The sequence below is a fragment of the Sphingomonas phyllosphaerae genome (assembly GCA_036946405.1).
GTDB lineage: Bacteria > Pseudomonadota > Alphaproteobacteria > Sphingomonadales > Sphingomonadaceae > Sphingomonas > Sphingomonas phyllosphaerae_D.
The window spans coordinates 2,245,756-2,262,958 of the sequence record JAQIJC010000001.1 but is presented as its reverse complement, the minus strand read 5'-3'; the positions used below and the strand labels follow the sequence as shown (position 1 = coordinate 2,262,958).

The window sequence follows — 17,203 nt, the reverse complement described above, 5'->3', positions numbered from 1 at the left end:
ACCCCGAAAATCCGTGGAGCGACGATAAGGGCTCCGCCAGCCTGGGCAGACACACCGCTACCGCCTTGGCGCGGCGCGCTGTCCTACACCCTCCAACATAAGCCACCCTCTCGCACCCTTTCCGCAGGAGGCGCACGCAAAATGACCGTCACGACCCCGATGGAAGGCATCACCGCCCCCGCCCGCCGGGCCACGACGCCGCCCCCCGCCGTCACCCTCCCCGCCGATACTACCCAATCGCGCCGCCACGACGGCTGGTCCGCCACCAACCAGCGCACCTTCCTTGAAGCGATCGCCGAGGGCCATGGCGTCGACGCCGCCTGCGCGCGCGTCGGGCTGTCCGCCACCTCCGCCTACGCCTTCCGCCGCACCGCCAAGGGCGCGGCGTTCGCGCTCGGCTGGCGCGCCGCGTCGCTCGTCGCGCGCGAGGTCGTCGCCGAGACGCTGATGGTCCGCGCGCTCCACGGCCAGACCGACACCTACACCCGCGCCGACGGCACGACCGTCACCCGCCACCGCCACGACAACCGCCTCGCGATGAGCCTGCTCGCGCGCCTCGACCGGCAGGTCGAGGCCACCCCCGACACCGATGTGAAGGCCGCGCGGCTCGTCGCGCAGGAGTTCGACGCCTATCTCGATCTCGTCGCGCAGGACGCCGGCCCCGCGCGCGCCGGGCTGTTCCTCGCGCAGCGCTGCGGCACGCTCGCCGCCGACGCCGAAAGCGCCGCCGATCTCGCCCCGCTCTACGCGCTCGCCGCCGCGGATCGCTTCGTGCGCACCGGCCACGCCACCGCCGCCGACGTGCCAGTCGCCGATCTCGACCCCGCGCAGCGCCAGCACTGGACCGCCGAGCAATGGGTGCGCGCCGAGGCCGCCGGACTGGTCGCCTTCGCCGCCCCGCCCGCACCCGACGCACCCCCGCCAGCGTCTCAACTTTCGCAACATTCGCCGCCGGTCGAGGACGATCCGGTCTGGTGGGACGAGGATGTCGGCGAGTGGCGCACCGCCTTCCCGCCGCCCGACGATTTCCTCGGCGAATGGGAAAGCGAGCCCGCCGCACCCGACTACGAACGCTCGCTGACCGATGAGGAGGCGGAGCGTATGGGGCCGCCGCCCGATCATCTCGATGGCGCGGCGCTCGCCCGCCGCGCCGCCGCGCGTGACGCCTTCTTCGGCTTCGCGCCCGCGCCCTCCTGCCGCGCCGCGCCCGTCGCGGCGGTCGAGCCGTCCTTTGCGCCCCCGCCGCCGCCCGCGCCGCCAGCGCCACCCGGCATCCGCTGGTTCGTGCCGGAGGCGCTGGCCCCGCCGGTTGCGGCTGAACCTTCGCCGCAGCCCGACGTTGCCCCGGCATTCGTCCACGATACAGGAACGCTTGCGACATGAGCATCTTTGGCGCGATCAAGAAGGCGATCTTCGGCGACCACGGCCCGCTCGGCGGTCAGTTCGGCGGCAAGAAGGACGCCCCCGCCGCGCCCCCCGCGCCCACGGCGTCGACCGCGCCCGGCGCACCGCCTGCCGCCGCCCCCAGCCCCGCGCCGGCGCCCGCCCCCAGCACGCCGCAGCAGCCGGTCGACGTCGAGGCGGTGCTCACCGGCATCGCGCAGCGCAAGGGCAACCCCGATCTTAATTGGCGCACGTCGATCGTCGATCTGATGAAGCTGCTCGATCTCGATTCCAGCCTCGCCAACCGCAAGGAACTGGCCACCGAGCTGGGCTATACCGGCGCAACGGACGGCTCGGCCGAGATGAACATCTGGCTCCACAAGGCGGTGATGCGCGAGCTGGAGAAGAGCGGCGGCACGGTGCCGGCGTCGCTCAAGGACTGACGAACGGGCGGACGGCGACGCTCAGTCGTCGCCGTCCAGCTCGGGATAATGCCGGAAGATGCCGTCGGTGTTGAACGCAACCCGCCGCACGCTCGCCAGATAGGCCGCGACCCTCGGCAGCGCCGCAACCGCATCGTGCACCGCCGCCAGCCGCGGATAGTGACCGGCCAGCGCCGCCATCCGCCGCGGGAACATGTAGCGCAGCCCGGCAAGGATCTGGAACAACGCCATGTCGACCCCGCTCCACGCCTCGCCCGCCACGAACCCGCCGTCCTCGGCCGCCAGCGCCGCCTCGAAATGGTCGAGGAACTTCGGGAGGCGCGCCGCCCGAAACTGCGCCGCCGCCCGCGCCGCCTCGCCGCGCTGCTCGTCGAAATACGCCATCGGATCGACCGGGTGATGCACCGCATGAACCTCCGCGACCAGATCGGCGACCGTCAGCTGCAGCTGGTGAAGCCAGTAGCGCGTCGCCGCATCCTCCGGGCCAATGCCATGGCGATCCTGCAGGAACAGCACGATGTTCGCCACCTGCGCGACGGTCACGTCGTCCGCGACCAGATACGGCGGCGCGAACGGACCGCGCGGCCCGCGCCCCGCCATGTCGCGCAGCATCGCCTCCGCCCCGTCCTCGCGCGCCCGGTCGCGATATTCGATCCCGCCCGCCTCCAGCACCAGCCGCACGAACTCGCCGCGCCCCTGGATCGTCGGCCAATACCAAAGGTCGTAGCTCATTCGCCCGGCGCCTTCGCCTGGATCGCCAGCGCATGGATTCGCTCGGCGAGCAGATCGGCCAGCGCGCGGTTCACCAGCCGCTGTCGCGCGACGCGCGACTGCCCCGCAAACGCCGCGCTCTCGACGATGACGCGGAAGTGGCTCTCGCCGGTCCCGTCATCGCCGAGATGCCCGCGATGCTGCGCGCTCTCGTTGATGACCTCCAGCCGGGTCGGGGAAAGCGCAGCGGTCAGCCGCTCGGTGATCAAGGTGGCGATGTCCGTCATGCGACCCCATATAGCGCGTCTTGTGCGTCAAGCGACGAGTGAGTGGTGAAGCCCCAGAACGATCGACCCCATACGCGTTTCCATGGCCGGGTGGCGGACTCGGACAAACCCTGCGCGCATCCCGGCTGTGCCGAGCCCGGCGAGTTCCGCGCGCCGCCGCTGGAGGGCGCCGGCGCGCACGACGGCCCGCCGCGCTTCCGCTGGTTCTGCCTCGACCACGTCCGCGCGTTCAACGCCGGCTACAATTACTTCGACGGCATGACCGCCGACGAGATCCACCAGGCGCAACGCCCGATGGCCGGCTGGGAGGGCGAGACGCGCGCCTTCTCGCGGACGCGGATGGGCGATCAGGGCCCACGCTGGGCCGATTTCACCGACCCGCTCGACGCGATCGGCGCCAGATATGCGCGCACCGCGCCGCGCACGGACGGTCGACCGCTGTCGCAGGAGGATCGCCGCAGTCTGGAAGCGCTCGGATTGTCGTCGGATGCCGATCGCAGCGCGCTGCGCAAGCGCTATTCCGAACTCGTCCGCCGCTATCACCCCGACCGCAACGGCGGCGACCGGAGCCACGAGGCGGCACTCGGCAAGGTCATCGCCGCCTATCAGCACCTCCGCCGCGCCCCGGCCTTCGCGTGACCGTCAGATGATGTCGAGCACCAGCCCGAGCGCGCGCGCCTCGGCCGCCTCGATATACCAGTTGTTCGGCGCGCGCTCCTTCAACTCGTCGAGCGACACCTTGCTGCCGCGCACCAGATCGGCGAAGCCTTCTTCCTGGATGCGGATCGAATCCTCGATCTCGTTGAGCTTGGCATGGAGCACCGGCGCCAGCGTGTTGAGCGGCCCCGAGAGCTGGATGGTCGAGTTCATCAACCGTTCGTGGATCATGATCCGCGAGTTTCGCGTCAGGAACCTCTTGTCGACCGGAAAGGCCGACATGAACGTCGCTCCGGCCGAATAGACCGCGACCTTGCCGAGGAACAGCGCCTCGCGTCCGGTATATTCGCGCAGCAGCCGAATGGTATCGCCCATCGCCCGCGCCATCTCCGGGTCGCCGCCCAGCGTGGTGATCGACACGACGATCGGCCCGTCGCCCGGCGCGGCGGCAAGCTGGTCCTTGAAGGTGGCGTACATCGTCTCGTCGACGGTGCCGTGGAGCTGGATGTGCGGCACCGCAAGCAGCGGATAGGCGGCGGCGTTGTGGTTCTCGGTCATGCCGCGCTCAAGCCACGAGCCCGGCGCGAGTTCCGCGGCTGTCCTACATCGCAGCGATGCGGTAGGTGGAGCGTGACATTCGGCACACGCTCTTTCTCAGCAACGATAGGCGCAGTAACCAACCCGACCGGTCGGTTTCGGCCTTGACCAGGACCTCCGCGGGAGGCTGGACATCATTCAGAACACTCCGTCATCCCGGACGTGATCCGGGGTCCACCGATCCACGAAACCAACGGCTTAGCCGTTCGCGGATCGGTGGATGCCGGAACAAGTCCGGCATGACGGTCAGGATCTCGCCGGGACGACGAAACCGACCTTAATAAACGCGCTTCTTCGGCTTGATATACTCGACGTCGTCGGTGAGCGTGTAATCGTGCACCGGGCGATACTCGATGTTCGTCGCGCCGCCCTTGCCGCCCCAGCCATCGAAGGTGGTGATGGTGTGCTTCATCCAATTGGCGTCGTCGCGCTCGGGGAAGTCCTCGTGCATGTGCGCACCCCGGCTCTCCTTGCGATTGTCGGCGCTCTTCATCGTCACGACCGCCTGACCGATCAGATTGTCCAGCTCCATCGTCTCGACCAGATCGGTGTTCCAGATCAGCGAGCGATCCGCGACGCTGACGTCGTTCATCCCCTGATAGATCGTCTCGATCTTGCCGACACCCTCGCGCAGCAGCTCGCTGTCACGGAACACCGCGCAGTGGCGCTGCATCGTGCGCTGCATCTCGGCGCGCAGCTTGGCGGTCGGCGTGCCGCCCTTGGCGTGGCGGAAATGGTCGAGCCGGCCGAGCGCCATCTCTTCCGAGCCCTTCGGCAGCGGATTGTGCGGCGTGTTCGGCTTGAGCGTGTCCTTGAGCCGCAAGCCCGTCGCGCGGCCGAACACCACCAGATCGATCAGCGAATTTGAACCAAGCCGGTTGGCGCCATGCACCGACACGCACGCCGCCTCGCCGACCGCGAACAGCCCCGGCACCACCGAGTCCGGATCGCCGTCCTTCAGTCGCACGACCTCGCCGTGATAATTACAGGGGATGCCGCCCATATTGTAGTGTACCGTTGGCGTCACCGGCAGCGGCTGGCGCGTCAGGTCGACGCCCGCGAAGATCTTCCCCGTCTCGGTGATCCCCGGCAGCCGCTCGTGCAGCACCTTGGGATCGATATGGTCGAGGTGAAGGTAGATGTGGTCCTTGTCCTTGCCGACGCCGCGGCCCTCGCGCATCTCCATCGCCATCGAGCGCGCGACGACGTCCCGGCTCGCCAGATCCTTGGCGGACGGAGCGTAGCGCTCCATGAAGCGCTCACCCTCGGAGTTGGTGAGATACCCGCCCTCGCCGCGCGCGCCCTCGGTGATGAGCACGCCCGCGCCATAGATGCCGGTCGGGTGGAACTGCACGAACTCCATGTCCTGCAACGCGAGGCCGGCGCGCAGCGCCATGCCGTTGCCGTCGCCGGTGCAGGTGTGCGCCGAGGTCGCCGACTGGTAGACCCGCCCGCCACCGCCAGTCGCCAGCACCACCGAATGCGCGCGGAAGCGGTGGATCGAGCCGTCTTCCATGCACAGCGCGATCACGCCGCGGCACGCACCGTTTTCCATGATGAGGTCGAGCGCGAAATATTCGACGTAGAAGTCTGCGTCATACTTCAGGCTCTGCTGGTAGAGCGCGTGAAGCATCGCATGGCCGGTGCGGTCGGCGGCCGCACAGGTGCGCTGCACCGGCGGGCCCTCGCCCATGTTCTGCATGTGGCCGCCGAACGGCCGCTGGTAGATGGTGCCGTTATCGTTGCGGCTGAACGGCACGCCGGCGTGCTCCAGCTCGTAGACCGCGGCGGGTGCCTCGCGGACCATATATTCGATCGCATCCTGGTCGCCGAGCCAGTCGGAACCCTTGACGGTGTCGAACATGTGCCACGACCAATGGTCCGGCGTGTTGTTGCCCAGCGACGCCGCGATCCCGCCCTGCGCCGCCACGGTGTGGCTGCGGGTCGGGAACACCTTGGTGATGCACGCGGTCTTCAGCCCGCTCTCGGCGATGCCCATCGTGGCGCGCAGGCCCGAGCCGCCCGCACCGACGACGACCGCGTCATAGGTGTGGTCGATGATCTTGTAAGCGTCGGCGGACATCAGGCGGCGGCTCCGAAAGCGACCTTGAGGATCGAGAAGATGGCGGTGCCGGCGGTAGCCAGCGTGAAAACGTTGACGAGGACGGTCAGCACGAAACGGCTTTCCTTGTGCGAATAATCCTCGATCACCACCTGCAGGCCGAGCCGGAAGTGATAGAAGACCGACGCGATCAGCAACGCCATCGGGATCGCGGCCCACGCCGAATGCAGCCACAGCCGCACGGTCGCATGATCATAGGATGGCAGCGTCGCAATCGACGCGAGCAGCCAGACCATCAGCAGGAAGTTGGTGCCCGCGGTCAGCTTCTGGTGCCACCAATGCTGCGCGCCATGCCCGGCGCTGCCAAGCCCGCGGACGCGGCCGATCTCGGTACCCATCACTTGTTCCCCAGATAGAGCCAGAAGGCGACCGTCAGCAGCGTCGATGCGACGAAGGTCAGCAGCGCCAGCCGCTGGTTCACCTTCAGCTCGAACGCGGCGCCGGTGTCCATCACCAGATGGCGGATGCCGCTCATCATATGCTGGAACAGCGACCAGGTCAGCCCGACGCCCACGATCCAGCCCAGCACGTTCAGCGACCCGGTGGAGGTGGTGAACACGTCGAGGAACACGCCGTACGCCGCCGGCCCCGCCGCGATCGCGGCCAGCCACCAGACCAGCAGCAGCGTGCCGACCGTCGCCATCCCGTCGCCGGTAACGCGGTGCAGGATCGACGCGGTCATCGCCGGGCTCCAGCGATAGTGCAATTGCATGGGACCGCTGAACAGGTGCGGGCTGCGCGGGCGGGCGGGTTTCGAGGCCAAGCGCGAAATTCCTTGAATATGGGCCGGTGCTGGCGAGTTTGCGGGGGTCTATGCGTCCGCAGCGGGCGCGATGCAAGCTTGGCGGTCCGCGCGCGGCCACCAAAGACCGCCTCGCTCCCTAACCCGCTGTTAACAGATCGTTGTTAGTCCGGTGCCGGAACCCATTACTGTACGGAGCAGATGTTGCCCAACGATTTGCCGCCGATCGGATCCGTCGCCGCCGCGCTGGACCTCAATGCACGTTTCGACGTGTTCGATCTGGACGGCGAGCTCACGCGCGCCGCGCGTGACGCATGGGAGACGCTGCGCCCGCAGGCGCGCACCATCGCGGACGCTTACTGGTCGCATTGGAAGCGGTGCTTCGGCACCACGGCCAACCATGCCTCCTATGAGAACGAGCGGATGATCGAGCTCGGGGTCGCGTTCCTCGAAAACCGCTTCCTGCGGACCCGCGAGCGCGCGTGGGTCGAATCGATCGAGCGGTCGGTCGCCTCCGCCTACGCCGCGGGTGTCTCGCCGATGGCGCTGCTGGCGATGATCAGCGCCAGCGACCGTGCGGCGCTCGGCGTCTTGATGGCGGCGGTGCCACGGGACGATGCCCGCCTGCCGATGCTGATCGACACGCTGATGCGGCTGTCGGCGCTCGAGGGTGAACTCACCGTCGCGATCTATTCGATTTATTCGACGCACAGCGCGCAGGGCGCACGCGACAAGCTCGCCGCCGATTTCCGCAACGAGATCGCGGTGACGGTCGAGGCGACCACGCACGAGGGGCACAGCCTGCGCTCGCAGGCGTCGGTCGCCTCCTCGTCGGCGCGCGGGATGCTCGGAAAAACCAGCGAAGTCGCCGCCGCCGCCGAACAATCCGCGGTCGCGATGCGCGACGCCGCCTCCACCGCCGCCGGGCTCATCCGCGCGATCGAGGATGCGCGCGCCGAGGTCGAGGTCGCCGCCGACATCGCCACCCGTGCCGCCTCGCAGGCCGGCGACGCGGTGACCGTTTCGGGCGCGCTGAGCGACCATGCCAAGTCGATCGAGTCGATCCTCGGGCTGATCCGCGACATCGCCGGCCAGACCAACCTGCTCGCGCTCAACGCCACGATCGAGGCGGCGCGCGCCGGCGACGCCGGGCGCGGCTTCGCGGTCGTCGCGCAGGAGGTGAAGAGCCTCGCCAACCAGACCGCGCGCGCCACCGACGATATCGCCGCCAAGATCGCCGCGATCCAGGCCGCCACCCGCGTCACCGTCGACACCTCCGCCTCGATCCGCAATACCGTCGCCGAGGTGCAGGATTCGGCGACGCGCATCCGCCACGCGATGGAGTCGCAGGCGCAGACGGTCACCGCGATCACCGCCGCGGTCGACGAAACCGCGCTGGCCGCCGACTCGATGTCGCACACCATCGCCACGATCCGCACCGATACCGAGGCGGTCGCCAGCGAGATCGACCAGCTCGGCACCGGCTTTGAATCGCTCGCCAGCCGTCTCGGCGACCTCGACACCCGCGCCGGGAACTTCGCGACTCGCGTCGCCGCCTGACGCTTCGGGGGAAGCCTCCAAGATGCACTCGCTCGTCCACCACGACCTGCGCCCGCTCGCCGAGCGTGCACGCGACTTCGACCCCGACGGTCGCGTGCTGGCGGACTGCGCGGAGATCGCCACGATCCTCGCCGAGCGCGACGCCTGAGCGGAGATCGCGGTGACGTTCTGGGATCATCTCGCCTCCCGCTCCACCGTCCCTGCCACGGTCCGCGACCTGTCCCCGGCCCGGCGCCAGAGCCGCGTCGAGGCGGCGATCGGCTATACCCGGCTCCGCTACCGCGAACCGCTCAGCATCGCGTGGCAGGAAATGGTCGTCGCGCAGGTCAACGATTCGCAGGCCGCCGGCATCCCGCTGACCGCGCTGCTTTCCGGCCTGTCGGCCGCGCATTGCCGCACGACCGAGATCGTGGCGGCGGCGGTCGGTGACGACACGCCGCGGCTGCTGCGGCTCGGCAATGCGCTGTTGCGGCTGGCGATGCTGGAGTCCGACCTGCTGACCACGCAGCTCGGCATCATCGGCGTCGCGCGTGCCCGCGCGCAACGCGCCGAGCACGCCGCCGCCTTCCGCACCCGGATCGGCACCGGCATCGACGCGATCGCCGCCCGCGGCCGGGTGGTGCGGGACCGCGCCCGCTCGACCGGCGGCGCGGCGAGCGGCATGATCGACAAGACGCGTGAAGTGTCGGTCGCCGCCGAACAATCGGCGCTCGCGATGCGTGACGCCGCCTCGACCGCCGCGGGCCTCATCAACGCGATCGGCAGCGTCCAGCGCGACATGCAGGTCGCGACCCAGACGCTCACCGCCGCGACCGATCAGGCAGAGGGGGCGGTCGCCGCCTCCGCCGCGCTCGACGAGCACGCCAAGTCGATCGAGTCGATCCTGGGGCTGATCCGCGACATCGCCGGCCAGACCAATCTGCTCGCGCTCAACGCCACGATCGAGGCGGCGCGCGCCGGTGACGCCGGCCGCGGCTTCGCCGTCGTCGCGCAGGAGGTGAAGAGCCTCGCGAACCAGACCGCGCGCGCCACCGACGACATCGCCGCCAAGATCGCCGCGATCCAGGCCGCCACCCGCGTGACGGTCGAAAAGTCCGCCTCGATCCAGACCAGCATCGAACAACTGCGTGGTGCCGCCGCGCAGATCAACGATTCGATGTTCGAACAGGCGCGCACCGTCACCGCGATCACCGCCGCGGTCGACCAGACCGCGCTGACCGCCGACTCGATGTCGCACACGATCGCCGCGATCCAGGAGGGGACGCAGACCGTAGCGGGCGAGGTCGAATCGCTCAGCCAGTCGTTCGAGATGATCGCACAGCGTTTCGAGACGTTGCGCGCCGAGGCGGACGGCTTCGCCAACGTAGCCTGATCGCCGCGGCGTCGTTACAGACGGCGCCATGACCAACATCCTCATTACCGGCGCCAGCCGCGGCATTGGTGCCGCGATCGCCGAGACGCTGGCGACGATCCCCGACGTGGTGGTCGCCGGACAGGGCACCAGCAGTGGCATCGCCGCCGATTTCGCCGATCCCGCCGCCCCCGACGCGCTCTGGGCCGAGGCGCTTGAGCGGCTCGACGGGCGCATCGACGTGCTCATCAACAATGCCGGCGTGTTCGAGGCCAACCCGCTCGACGCCGATGATGCCGAGTGGCTGGCCGGCTGGGAGCGGACGCAGCGCATCAACCTCACCGCCGCCGCGCAGCTTTCGCGCCACGCCGTCCGCCACTGGCAGGGCAATGGCGGCGGGCGGCTGGTCAATGTCGCCAGCCGCGCCGCCTATCGCGGCGACTCCCCGGCGCACTGGCATTACGCCGCAGCCAAGGCCGGGCTGGTCGCGATGACCAAGACGATCGCGCGCGGCTATGCCCGCGACAACATCCTCGCCTTCGCGATCTGTCCGGGCTTCACGATGACCGGCATGGCGGACGACTATCTCGCCAGCCGCGGCGGCGACAAATTGCTCGCCGACATCCCGCTCGGCCGCGTCGCGCAGCCGGAAGAGGTCGCGACGCTCGCGCGCTTCTGCGCGATTGACGCCCCGCCCTCGATGACCGGCGCGGTCCTCGACATCAACGGCGCCAGCTATGTCCGCTGACATCGACAGCTGGCGCGTCACCCTGCCCTGCACCCGCGCCGAGGCCGAAGCGATCGACGCCGCCGACGATCTCGCGATCGACGCGGTGCTGATGACCACCGAGGAGGTCGAGGACGATCGCGAGCACTGGCGGCTCGACGCTTATTGCGAGCATGAGCCCGATGCCGCAATGCTCGCCGCGCTCACCGCGCTCGTCCCCAGCGCCGCCGGCACCGCGCCGACCGTCACGCCGCTGACCGCGCAGGATTGGGTGACGATGAGCCAGGCCGGGCTCGAACCGATCCGCGAAGGCCGCTTCGTCGTCCACACCAGCGCGCATCCGGTGGACCCGCCGGTGGGAGGCCGTGCCTTCCTCATCGACGCCGGGCAGGCGTTCGGCACCGGGCACCACGCCACCACCTCGGGCTGTCTCGCGATGCTCGACGGCCTTGCCGACCGCCCCGTCACCAACGCGATCGATCTGGGCACCGGCACCGGGCTGCTCGCCTTCGCCGCCGCGCATCTCTGGCCCGCCGCTACGATCACCGCTACCGATATCGACCCCGCCGCGATCGACGTCACCCGCGAGAACATGGCCGCCAATAAGGTCGACGGCATCGAGCTGGTCGTCGCCGATGGCGCGCTATCGGAGGCGATCGCCGCACGCGCGCCCTACGACCTGCTGATCGCCAACATCCTCGCCGGCCCGCTAATCTCGATGGCGCCCGAAGTCGCGTCGATCGCCGCGCCGCACGCCGCGATCGTGCTCGCCGGCCTGCTGGAGACGCAGCGCGCCGAGGTCGAGCGCGCCTTCACCGCCTGCGGCTGCACGGTCGAGGCGGTCGATCGCCGCGGCGATTGGTCGATCCTGCGGCTCACCGCCGCCGCCGAGCGCTACGTCCCGACCCGCCCGATCGACCCCAAAGGCCGCGACGGCTGGGCGCTCGACCTGTGACGCGGTGCCGCGCACGTTGAGGCGCATCGCGACGATCGCGGCGCGCGCCCTCGGCGTGCTCGCGGTCGTCGCCTTCGTCTATCTGCTCGCCGGCACCGCGCTCTCGACGATCCCGCGCAATCGCGATTGGCGCGCGCCAACCACCGGCGGCGTGACGATCTGGATCGAGGACAATGGCGTCCATACCGGCATCGTCATGCCCAAGGTCGCCGCCGGGGTCGACTGGCGCGGCGACTTTCCGGCCGGTGATCTGCCCGAGTCGCGCTACGCCGCGAACGACCATGTCGCGGTCGGCTGGGGCGAGCGGAACTTCTTCCTCGGCACCCCGACCTGGGCGGATGTGCGTCCCGCAATCGTGCTGCACGCGGCCTTCGGCAGCGATGAAACGCTACTCCACGTCGAACACATCCCCCGTCCGCACGTCACCGGGGATGTGCGAGCGATCGTCCTCCGCCCCGACGAATACCGCCGCCTCGCTGCCGCGATCCGCGCCAGTCGCGCGGACGGTAAAGCAATCCGCGGCTACGCCGGCTACGACGCCTTCTATCCCGCGTCGGGCCGCTATGACGCGATCAGGACCTGCAATGCGTGGACAGGTAATCGCCTTGCGGATGCCGGAGTGCAGATCGGCTGGTGGACGCCCTTCTCGGCATCCGTGATGCAGTGGTTCCGATAGAACCGTCGCCCCGGACTTGATCCGGGGCCCCGCTACTTCCTTCTGCCAAGGTTGAAGCGGGATCCCGGCTCAAGCCCGGGAGGACGATCAGCGAAAACTCACCCGTTCGACGAGCCCGTCTGGTTCGCCATCTCGCCGCGCGTCGCCGCCAGCGTCGGCGCCGGCCCGGTCGCCGGCCGCAGCCCGTCGCGCTCCGACGCCGGGACCGGCGCGGTCGGATCGGGGCGGAAGGCCTCGGGCGCGCGCGTCGAGCCCGGCGTCGGCGCATCGGCGGCGAGATCGGGCGCGTCATGCTCGGCGTTGCCAGTCGGCAGGAAGCGGTCGAGCCATCCCATGCCGAACGCCGCCCCCACGCCCGCGATCACCGCGCCGACCGCGCTCGCCGCGACGATCGCCCGCGTCCGCCGGGCTTCCTGCGCCTTCACGGCGCGCGATTGCTGCTTTTTCTTGGTCATGCCCGCCACAACCCCTCCATCCGCGTCCGCGTTCCCACGGGAGCGACGCGCTCGCCCGCGCGCGCCTTCGCTGCTAAGGCGCCAAAAACGCTGACGGAGGAAGCGCATGTCGACCCGCGACGATCTGGTGCTGCAGACGCTGGAGCCCGCCACCCACGACCTGGGCGGGTTCAAGGTCTATCGCACGCTGCCGCATCGCGAGCGGACGATGGTTGGCCCGTTCCTGTTCTTCGACCAGATGGGGCCGGCGCACCTCCCGCCCGGCAATGGCGTCGACGTCCGCCCGCACCCGCATATCGGGCTGTCGACCGTCACCTATCTGTTCGAGGGCGCATTCCAGCATCGCGACTCGCTCGGCAGCGATATCCGCATCACGCCCGGCGCGGTGAACCTGATGACCGCCGGCGCGGGGATCGTCCATTCGGAGCGCTCGCCCGACGACGTCCGCATCGACGGCCCGCGCCTCGACGGTATCCAGACATGGCTCGCGCTCCCAGACGGGCAGGAGGATCGCGCACCCGCCTTCGAACATGTCGCCGCCGACAAGATGCCGGTCATCGACGCGCATGGCGCCACCGCACGCGTCGTGATGGGCTCGCTTTGGGGCGCAACCTCGCCGGTGACCGCTTATGCGGAGACGATCTACGCTGACATCGTGCTCGCCCCCGGCGCGGCGGTGCCGATCGACGACAGCACCGACGAGCGCGCGATCTATCTGGCGAGCGGCGAGGCGACGCTCGACGGCCTCGCGCTCGAACCGCAGCGGCTGTACGTGTTGCGCCCCGGCGTCGCCGCGACGCTCCACTCACAGGCGGGCGGCCGCGCGATGCTGGCGGGCGGCGCGGCGTTCGCCACCCCGCGGCATGTATGGTGGAATTTCGTCCATTCCTCGCGCGACGCGATCCGCGAGGCCAAGCGCGCGTGGAAGGCCGGCGAGTTCGCCAGCGTCCCCAATGACAGCGAGTGGATCCCGCTCCCCGAGGTGCCGAAGACCGTCAGCTATCCGTAAGCTTGGCGCCGTCGAGCAGCGCGTCCTTGCGCGCCTGTTCGGCGGCGTCGGCGGCCTTTTCCGCCTTGGTCCGCCCGAAGGCGGCGCGGTTGGCGGCAGCCTGCGTCTCCTTTGCGGCGCGCGTCTTGGCCTTGCGCGCCTGCCTGAAGGAGACGACATCGCCCATCGTCAGGCGCGGACCTGCTTGCCGATCGCGTCGAGCAGGCCGTTGACGAACCCCGCCTCCCGCTTCTGATAGAAAGCGTGCGCGACATCGACATAGGAGCTGATCGCGGCACCCACCGGCACGTCGGCACGTGCCAGCAGTTCGTAGGTGCCCGCGCGCAGGATCGCCTTCATCGGTTTATCGAGCCGCTCCAGCGTCCAGCCGGCGCTCAGCTTGTCCTCGACCAGCGCGTCGATCTCGCCGGCGCGCGCGGTGACGCCCTTCACCAGATCGTCGAAGAACGCGACGTCGGCCTCGGCATATTCGACGTCCTCGATCGTCGCGCCCAGCCGGTGCTGGTGAAATTCGTGGAGCAGCACGGGGATGGCGGTGCCTTCCATCTCATGCTGATAGAGCGCCTGGACGGCGGCGAGGCGCGCGGCGGCGCGGGCCTTGGTACGAGCAGCGGTGCGGGACATAGGCCGCGCGCCATAGTCGCTTGCCGCGCGTTCGTCACCCCCTGCCGCGTCTTTGACCTCGATCAGCCACTTTGCGCGCAACGCTCGCGCCGCCATCTCGTTCGTCGCAGGTCATTCCACCCGAGGAGACCGAACATGGGCCTGTTCACCAAGGACATCGCGACGCTCGAGGATCTGTTCCTGCACCAGTTGCAGGACGTCTATTACGCCGAGAACCAGATCACCAAGGCATTGCCCAAGATGATCGAAAAGGCCACCGCACCCGAGCTCAAGAAGGGCTTCGAGACGCATCTGCGCGAAACGGAGGGCCAGATCGCGCGGCTGGAGCAGGTGTTCGAGGCGCTCGACCAGAAGGCGAAAGCGGTCACCTGCCCGGCGATCGACGGCATCATCAAGGAAGCCAACGAGGTCGCGGGCGAGATCGCCGACAAGGCAGTGCTCGACGCCGCGCTGATCGCCTCGGCACAGGCGGTCGAACATTATGAGATCACCCGCTACGGCACGCTGATCGCTTGGGCGACGCAGCTCGGCCACGACAATGTCGTCTCGCTGCTGCAAGCGACGCTCGACGAGGAAAAGGCCACCGACGACAAGCTGACGACGCTCGCCGAGAAGAAGGTGAACAAGAAAGCCGAACTCGCCAGCGCGTAATTAGAGGATGGAGGGCCAGCCCCTCCCTCCCGTCGCCCCTGCGAAGGCAGGGGCCCATGTCTGTGAAGTCAGTCGGACGGCCAGACACAGAGCGCGAAGCTGCTGTGTCAGACTCATGACCAGGACGAAACAGCCATAGGCCCCTGCCTCCGCAGGGGCGACGGGAAGGGATCAACCGCCCGACCCCAACCGTCGCCCCGGACTTGATCCGGGGCCCCGCTCTCCGGCAACATCGGCAAGAAGCGGGGTCCCGGATCAAGTGCGGGACGACAAAAATCTCAACGGTTCGTCCGAATCCGCAACGCCACCGACTGCGCATGTGCCGGCAGCCCCTCGGCGCGCGCCAGCGCGATCGTCGCCGGCCCCAGCTCGTTCAACGCCGTCTCGTCCAGCTGCAAGAAGCTGGTCCGCTTCATGAAATCGCTCACCCCCAGCCCGCTCGCGAACCGCGCGCGGCGGCCGGTCGGCAGCACATGGTTCGGCCCCGCGACATAATCGCCGATCGCCTCCGGCGTATGCCGCCCGAGGAACGCCGACCCGGCATGCCGCAACAGGTCGAACAGCGCCCGCGGATCGTCGCACGCCAGCTCGACATGCTCGGGCGCGAGCCGATCGACCAGCGGCATCGCGTCCTCCAGCGTCGGCACGATCACGATCGCGCCATTATCCTCCCACGCCACCCGCGCCACCGCCTGCGTCGGCAGTGCCTGCAACTGCCGCTCGACCGCTTCGGCGACCCGCTCGGCAAAGCCACCGTCATCGGTGAACAGGATCGACTGCGTCGTCGTGTCATGCTCGGCCTGGCTGAGCAGGTCGGCGGCGATCCATTCGGGGTCGTTCGCGCCATCCGCGACGACGACGATCTCGCTCGGCCCCGCGACCATGTCGATCCCGACCACGCCGTACACCTGCCGCTTGGCCTCGGCGACCCAGGCGTTGCCCGGCCCGGTCACGACATCGACCCGCGCGATCCGCTCGGTCCCATACGCCAGCGCCGCAACCGCCTGCGCGCCGCCGACCCGCCACACCTCGTCCGCCCCGACCAGATGCGCGGCGGCGAGCATCAAAGGATTGACCTCGCCATCCGGCGTCGGCGTCACCACCACCAGCCGCTCGACCCCCGCGACCCGCGCCGGGATCGCGTTCATCAGCAAGGTCGAGGGATAGGCCGCGCGCCCGCCGGGCACATACACGCCCGCCGCATCGACCGCGCGCCACCGCGCGCCGAGCCGCACGCCCGCGGCATCGGTATAGCTGACATCCTCGGGCCGCTGCTTCTCGTGATAGGCGCGGATGCGCGTCGCCGCCAGTTCCAGCGCCGCCCGCAATTCCGGCTCCAGGCCCTCGAACGCCGCCGCGCACGCCGCCGCATCGACCCGCCACCCGGTCTGGTTCAGATCATGCCGGTCGAGCTTCTGCGTGAAGGCGTGCAGCGCCGCATCGCCCTCGTCGCGCACCGCGCGCACGATCGTCGCCACGTCGCGCGCGACATCGCTCGCCGCCTCGCGCCGCGCATCGACCAGCGTCTCGAACCGCGCCGCGAAATCGCCGTCCTGCGTGTCGAGCCGGATCATGCCGCCACCGCCGCGCGGAACGCCTCGACCAGCGGGAAGACATGCGCGCGGGTCTTCATCGCCGCGCGGTTGACGATCAGCCGCGCCGACACCTCCATGATCCGCTCCACCTCGACCAGTCCGTTTTCCTTCAGCGTCTTGCCCGACGACACCAGATCGACGATCCGCGTCGCCAGCCCTAAGGTCGGTGCCAGCTCCATCGCACCGTTCAGCTTGATGCACTCCGCCTGCACCCCGGCGCGCGCGAAATGCTGCGCGGTAACGTGCGGATATTTGGTCGCGACCCGCACATGGCTCCATCCGCGTGGATCGTCGTTGGCCGCCATGTCGGAGGGCTCGGCGATCGACAGCCGGCAATGGCCGATGTTCAGATCGACCGGCGCATACAATTCGGCATAATCGAACTCGGCGAGCACGTCGGACCCGACGATCCCCAGTTGCGCCGCACCGTGCGCGACGAAGGTCGCGACGTCGAACGCGCGCACGCGGATCAGCTCGATCCCGTCGCGATCGGTGCGAAAGCGCAGCGCGCGGCTTTTCTCATCGCCGAACGCCGGCTCGGGGACGATCCCGGCGCGCGCCAGCAGCGGCAGGGCTTCTTCGAGGATACGCCCCTTGGGAACGGCGATAACGATCGGATCCGACATGCGCGCGGCTTTACGAAGGCACCGCGACCGGC

At 69.3% G+C, this 17,203-nt stretch carries 22 protein-coding genes; 11 read left to right on the top strand and 11 right to left on the bottom strand.

Going from position 1 to position 17,203, the window contains the following annotated elements:
- Window positions 1-141 precede the first annotated feature (141 nt).
- Together PGN12_10805 and PGN12_10800 are read left to right on the top strand one after the other, a co-directional pair.
- Window positions 142-1,383: a hypothetical protein gene (locus PGN12_10805; protein ID MEH3104384.1), complete on the top strand. Its 1,242-nt coding sequence runs from the start codon at window positions 142-144 to the stop codon at window positions 1,381-1,383.
- Window positions 1,380-1,826 (top strand): DUF3597 domain-containing protein, encoded by a 447-nt coding sequence (locus tag PGN12_10800; GenBank protein ID MEH3104383.1) that lies wholly within the window; start codon window positions 1,380-1,382, stop codon window positions 1,824-1,826. Before PGN12_10805 ends, PGN12_10800 begins: the two co-directional genes overlap by 4 nt.
- Window positions 1,827-1,847: 21 nt before the next feature.
- On the opposite strand, the gene PGN12_10795 is transcribed toward PGN12_10800, so the two are convergent.
- Window positions 1,848-2,558, bottom strand: coding sequence for a glutathione S-transferase (locus PGN12_10795; protein MEH3104382.1), 711 nt, complete (start codon window positions 2,556-2,558; stop codon window positions 1,848-1,850).
- Window positions 2,555-2,824: a BolA family transcriptional regulator gene (locus PGN12_10790; protein ID MEH3104381.1), complete on the bottom strand. Its 270-nt coding sequence runs from the start codon at window positions 2,822-2,824 to the stop codon at window positions 2,555-2,557. Before PGN12_10790 ends, PGN12_10795 begins: the two co-directional genes overlap by 4 nt.
- Window positions 2,825-2,869: 45 nt before the next feature.
- On the opposite strand from PGN12_10790, the gene PGN12_10785 reads away from it, so the two are divergent.
- Window positions 2,870-3,463: a J domain-containing protein gene (locus PGN12_10785; GenBank protein MEH3104380.1), complete on the top strand. Its 594-nt coding sequence runs from the start codon at window positions 2,870-2,872 to the stop codon at window positions 3,461-3,463.
- 3 nt (window positions 3,464-3,466) lie between these two features.
- On the opposite strand, the gene PGN12_10780 is transcribed toward PGN12_10785, so the two are convergent.
- From PGN12_10780 to sdhC, 4 genes are all read right to left on the bottom strand, one after another.
- Window positions 3,467-4,039, bottom strand: coding sequence for an ATP-dependent Clp protease proteolytic subunit (locus PGN12_10780; protein MEH3104379.1), 573 nt, complete (start codon window positions 4,037-4,039; stop codon window positions 3,467-3,469).
- A 316-nt stretch (window positions 4,040-4,355) separates the two neighbouring features.
- Entirely contained in the window at window positions 4,356-6,161 is a 1,806-nt protein-coding gene (gene sdhA / locus PGN12_10775; GenBank protein MEH3104378.1) for a succinate dehydrogenase flavoprotein subunit, read from the bottom strand.
- Window positions 6,161-6,538 carry a succinate dehydrogenase, hydrophobic membrane anchor protein gene (gene sdhD / locus PGN12_10770; GenBank protein ID MEH3104377.1) on the bottom strand — a complete coding sequence of 126 codons (378 nt, stop codon included), beginning with the start codon at window positions 6,536-6,538 and terminating at the stop codon, window positions 6,161-6,163. The genes sdhA and sdhD overlap by 1 nt, the downstream gene beginning before the upstream one ends.
- Window positions 6,538-6,963, bottom strand: a complete 426-nt coding sequence (gene sdhC / locus PGN12_10765) for a succinate dehydrogenase, cytochrome b556 subunit (GenBank protein ID MEH3104376.1) — start codon at window positions 6,961-6,963, stop codon at window positions 6,538-6,540. Before sdhC ends, sdhD begins: the two co-directional genes overlap by 1 nt.
- Window positions 6,964-7,143: 180 nt before the next feature.
- On the opposite strand from sdhC, the gene PGN12_10760 reads away from it, so the two are divergent.
- From PGN12_10760 to PGN12_10735, 6 genes are read left to right on the top strand one after another with little or no spacing between them, the layout of a single operon-like run.
- Window positions 7,144-8,502 (top strand): methyl-accepting chemotaxis protein, encoded by a 1,359-nt coding sequence (locus tag PGN12_10760; protein MEH3104375.1) that lies wholly within the window; start codon window positions 7,144-7,146, stop codon window positions 8,500-8,502.
- A gap of 22 nt (window positions 8,503-8,524) precedes the next feature.
- Window positions 8,525-8,650: a hypothetical protein gene (locus PGN12_10755; GenBank protein MEH3104374.1), complete on the top strand. Its 126-nt coding sequence runs from the start codon at window positions 8,525-8,527 to the stop codon at window positions 8,648-8,650.
- 12 nt (window positions 8,651-8,662) lie between these two features.
- Window positions 8,663-9,874 carry a methyl-accepting chemotaxis protein gene (locus PGN12_10750; GenBank protein ID MEH3104373.1) on the top strand — a complete coding sequence of 404 codons (1,212 nt, stop codon included), beginning with the start codon at window positions 8,663-8,665 and terminating at the stop codon, window positions 9,872-9,874.
- Between the two features lie 28 nt (window positions 9,875-9,902).
- Window positions 9,903-10,601 carry an SDR family NAD(P)-dependent oxidoreductase gene (locus PGN12_10745; GenBank protein MEH3104372.1) on the top strand — a complete coding sequence of 233 codons (699 nt, stop codon included), beginning with the start codon at window positions 9,903-9,905 and terminating at the stop codon, window positions 10,599-10,601.
- Entirely contained in the window at window positions 10,591-11,535 is a 945-nt protein-coding gene (locus PGN12_10740) for a 50S ribosomal protein L11 methyltransferase (protein MEH3104371.1), read from the top strand. Before PGN12_10745 ends, PGN12_10740 begins: the two co-directional genes overlap by 11 nt.
- Before the next feature lie 16 nt (window positions 11,536-11,551).
- Window positions 11,552-12,211: a TIGR02117 family protein gene (locus PGN12_10735; GenBank protein MEH3104370.1), complete on the top strand. Its 660-nt coding sequence runs from the start codon at window positions 11,552-11,554 to the stop codon at window positions 12,209-12,211.
- A gap of 98 nt (window positions 12,212-12,309) precedes the next feature.
- Here the strand turns inward: PGN12_10735 and PGN12_10730 are convergent, their stop codons facing one another.
- The gene (locus PGN12_10730; GenBank protein ID MEH3104369.1) at window positions 12,310-12,666 is read right to left on the bottom strand and encodes a hypothetical protein; all 357 of its coding nucleotides are present in this window, start codon (window positions 12,664-12,666) and stop codon (window positions 12,310-12,312) included.
- Between the two features lie 106 nt (window positions 12,667-12,772).
- Between PGN12_10730 and PGN12_10725 the strand changes: the two genes are divergently transcribed.
- Window positions 12,773-13,675 (top strand): pirin family protein, encoded by a 903-nt coding sequence (locus tag PGN12_10725; protein ID MEH3104368.1) that lies wholly within the window; start codon window positions 12,773-12,775, stop codon window positions 13,673-13,675.
- On the opposite strand, the gene PGN12_10720 is transcribed toward PGN12_10725, so the two are convergent.
- On the bottom strand, window positions 13,662-13,841 hold the full coding sequence (locus PGN12_10720) for a DUF4169 family protein (protein ID MEH3104367.1): 180 nt from the start codon (window positions 13,839-13,841) through the stop codon (window positions 13,662-13,664). The genes PGN12_10725 and PGN12_10720 overlap by 14 nt on opposite strands.
- A gap of 2 nt (window positions 13,842-13,843) precedes the next feature.
- Entirely contained in the window at window positions 13,844-14,299 is a 456-nt protein-coding gene (gene nusB, locus PGN12_10715) for a transcription antitermination factor NusB (protein MEH3104366.1), read from the bottom strand.
- Window positions 14,300-14,434: 135 nt separating this feature from the next.
- Here nusB and PGN12_10710 point away from each other — a divergent pair, with 135 nt between their 5' ends.
- Window positions 14,435-14,950, top strand: coding sequence for a ferritin-like domain-containing protein (locus PGN12_10710; GenBank protein MEH3104365.1), 516 nt, complete (start codon window positions 14,435-14,437; stop codon window positions 14,948-14,950).
- Between the two features lie 278 nt (window positions 14,951-15,228).
- On the opposite strand, the gene hisD is transcribed toward PGN12_10710, so the two are convergent.
- On the bottom strand, window positions 15,229-16,524 hold the full coding sequence (hisD, locus tag PGN12_10705; protein ID MEH3104364.1) for a histidinol dehydrogenase: 1,296 nt from the start codon (window positions 16,522-16,524) through the stop codon (window positions 15,229-15,231).
- The gene (gene hisG, locus PGN12_10700) at window positions 16,521-17,171 is read right to left on the bottom strand and encodes an ATP phosphoribosyltransferase (protein MEH3104363.1); all 651 of its coding nucleotides are present in this window, start codon (window positions 17,169-17,171) and stop codon (window positions 16,521-16,523) included. The genes hisD and hisG overlap by 4 nt, the downstream gene beginning before the upstream one ends.
- Window positions 17,172-17,203 lie beyond the last annotated feature (32 nt).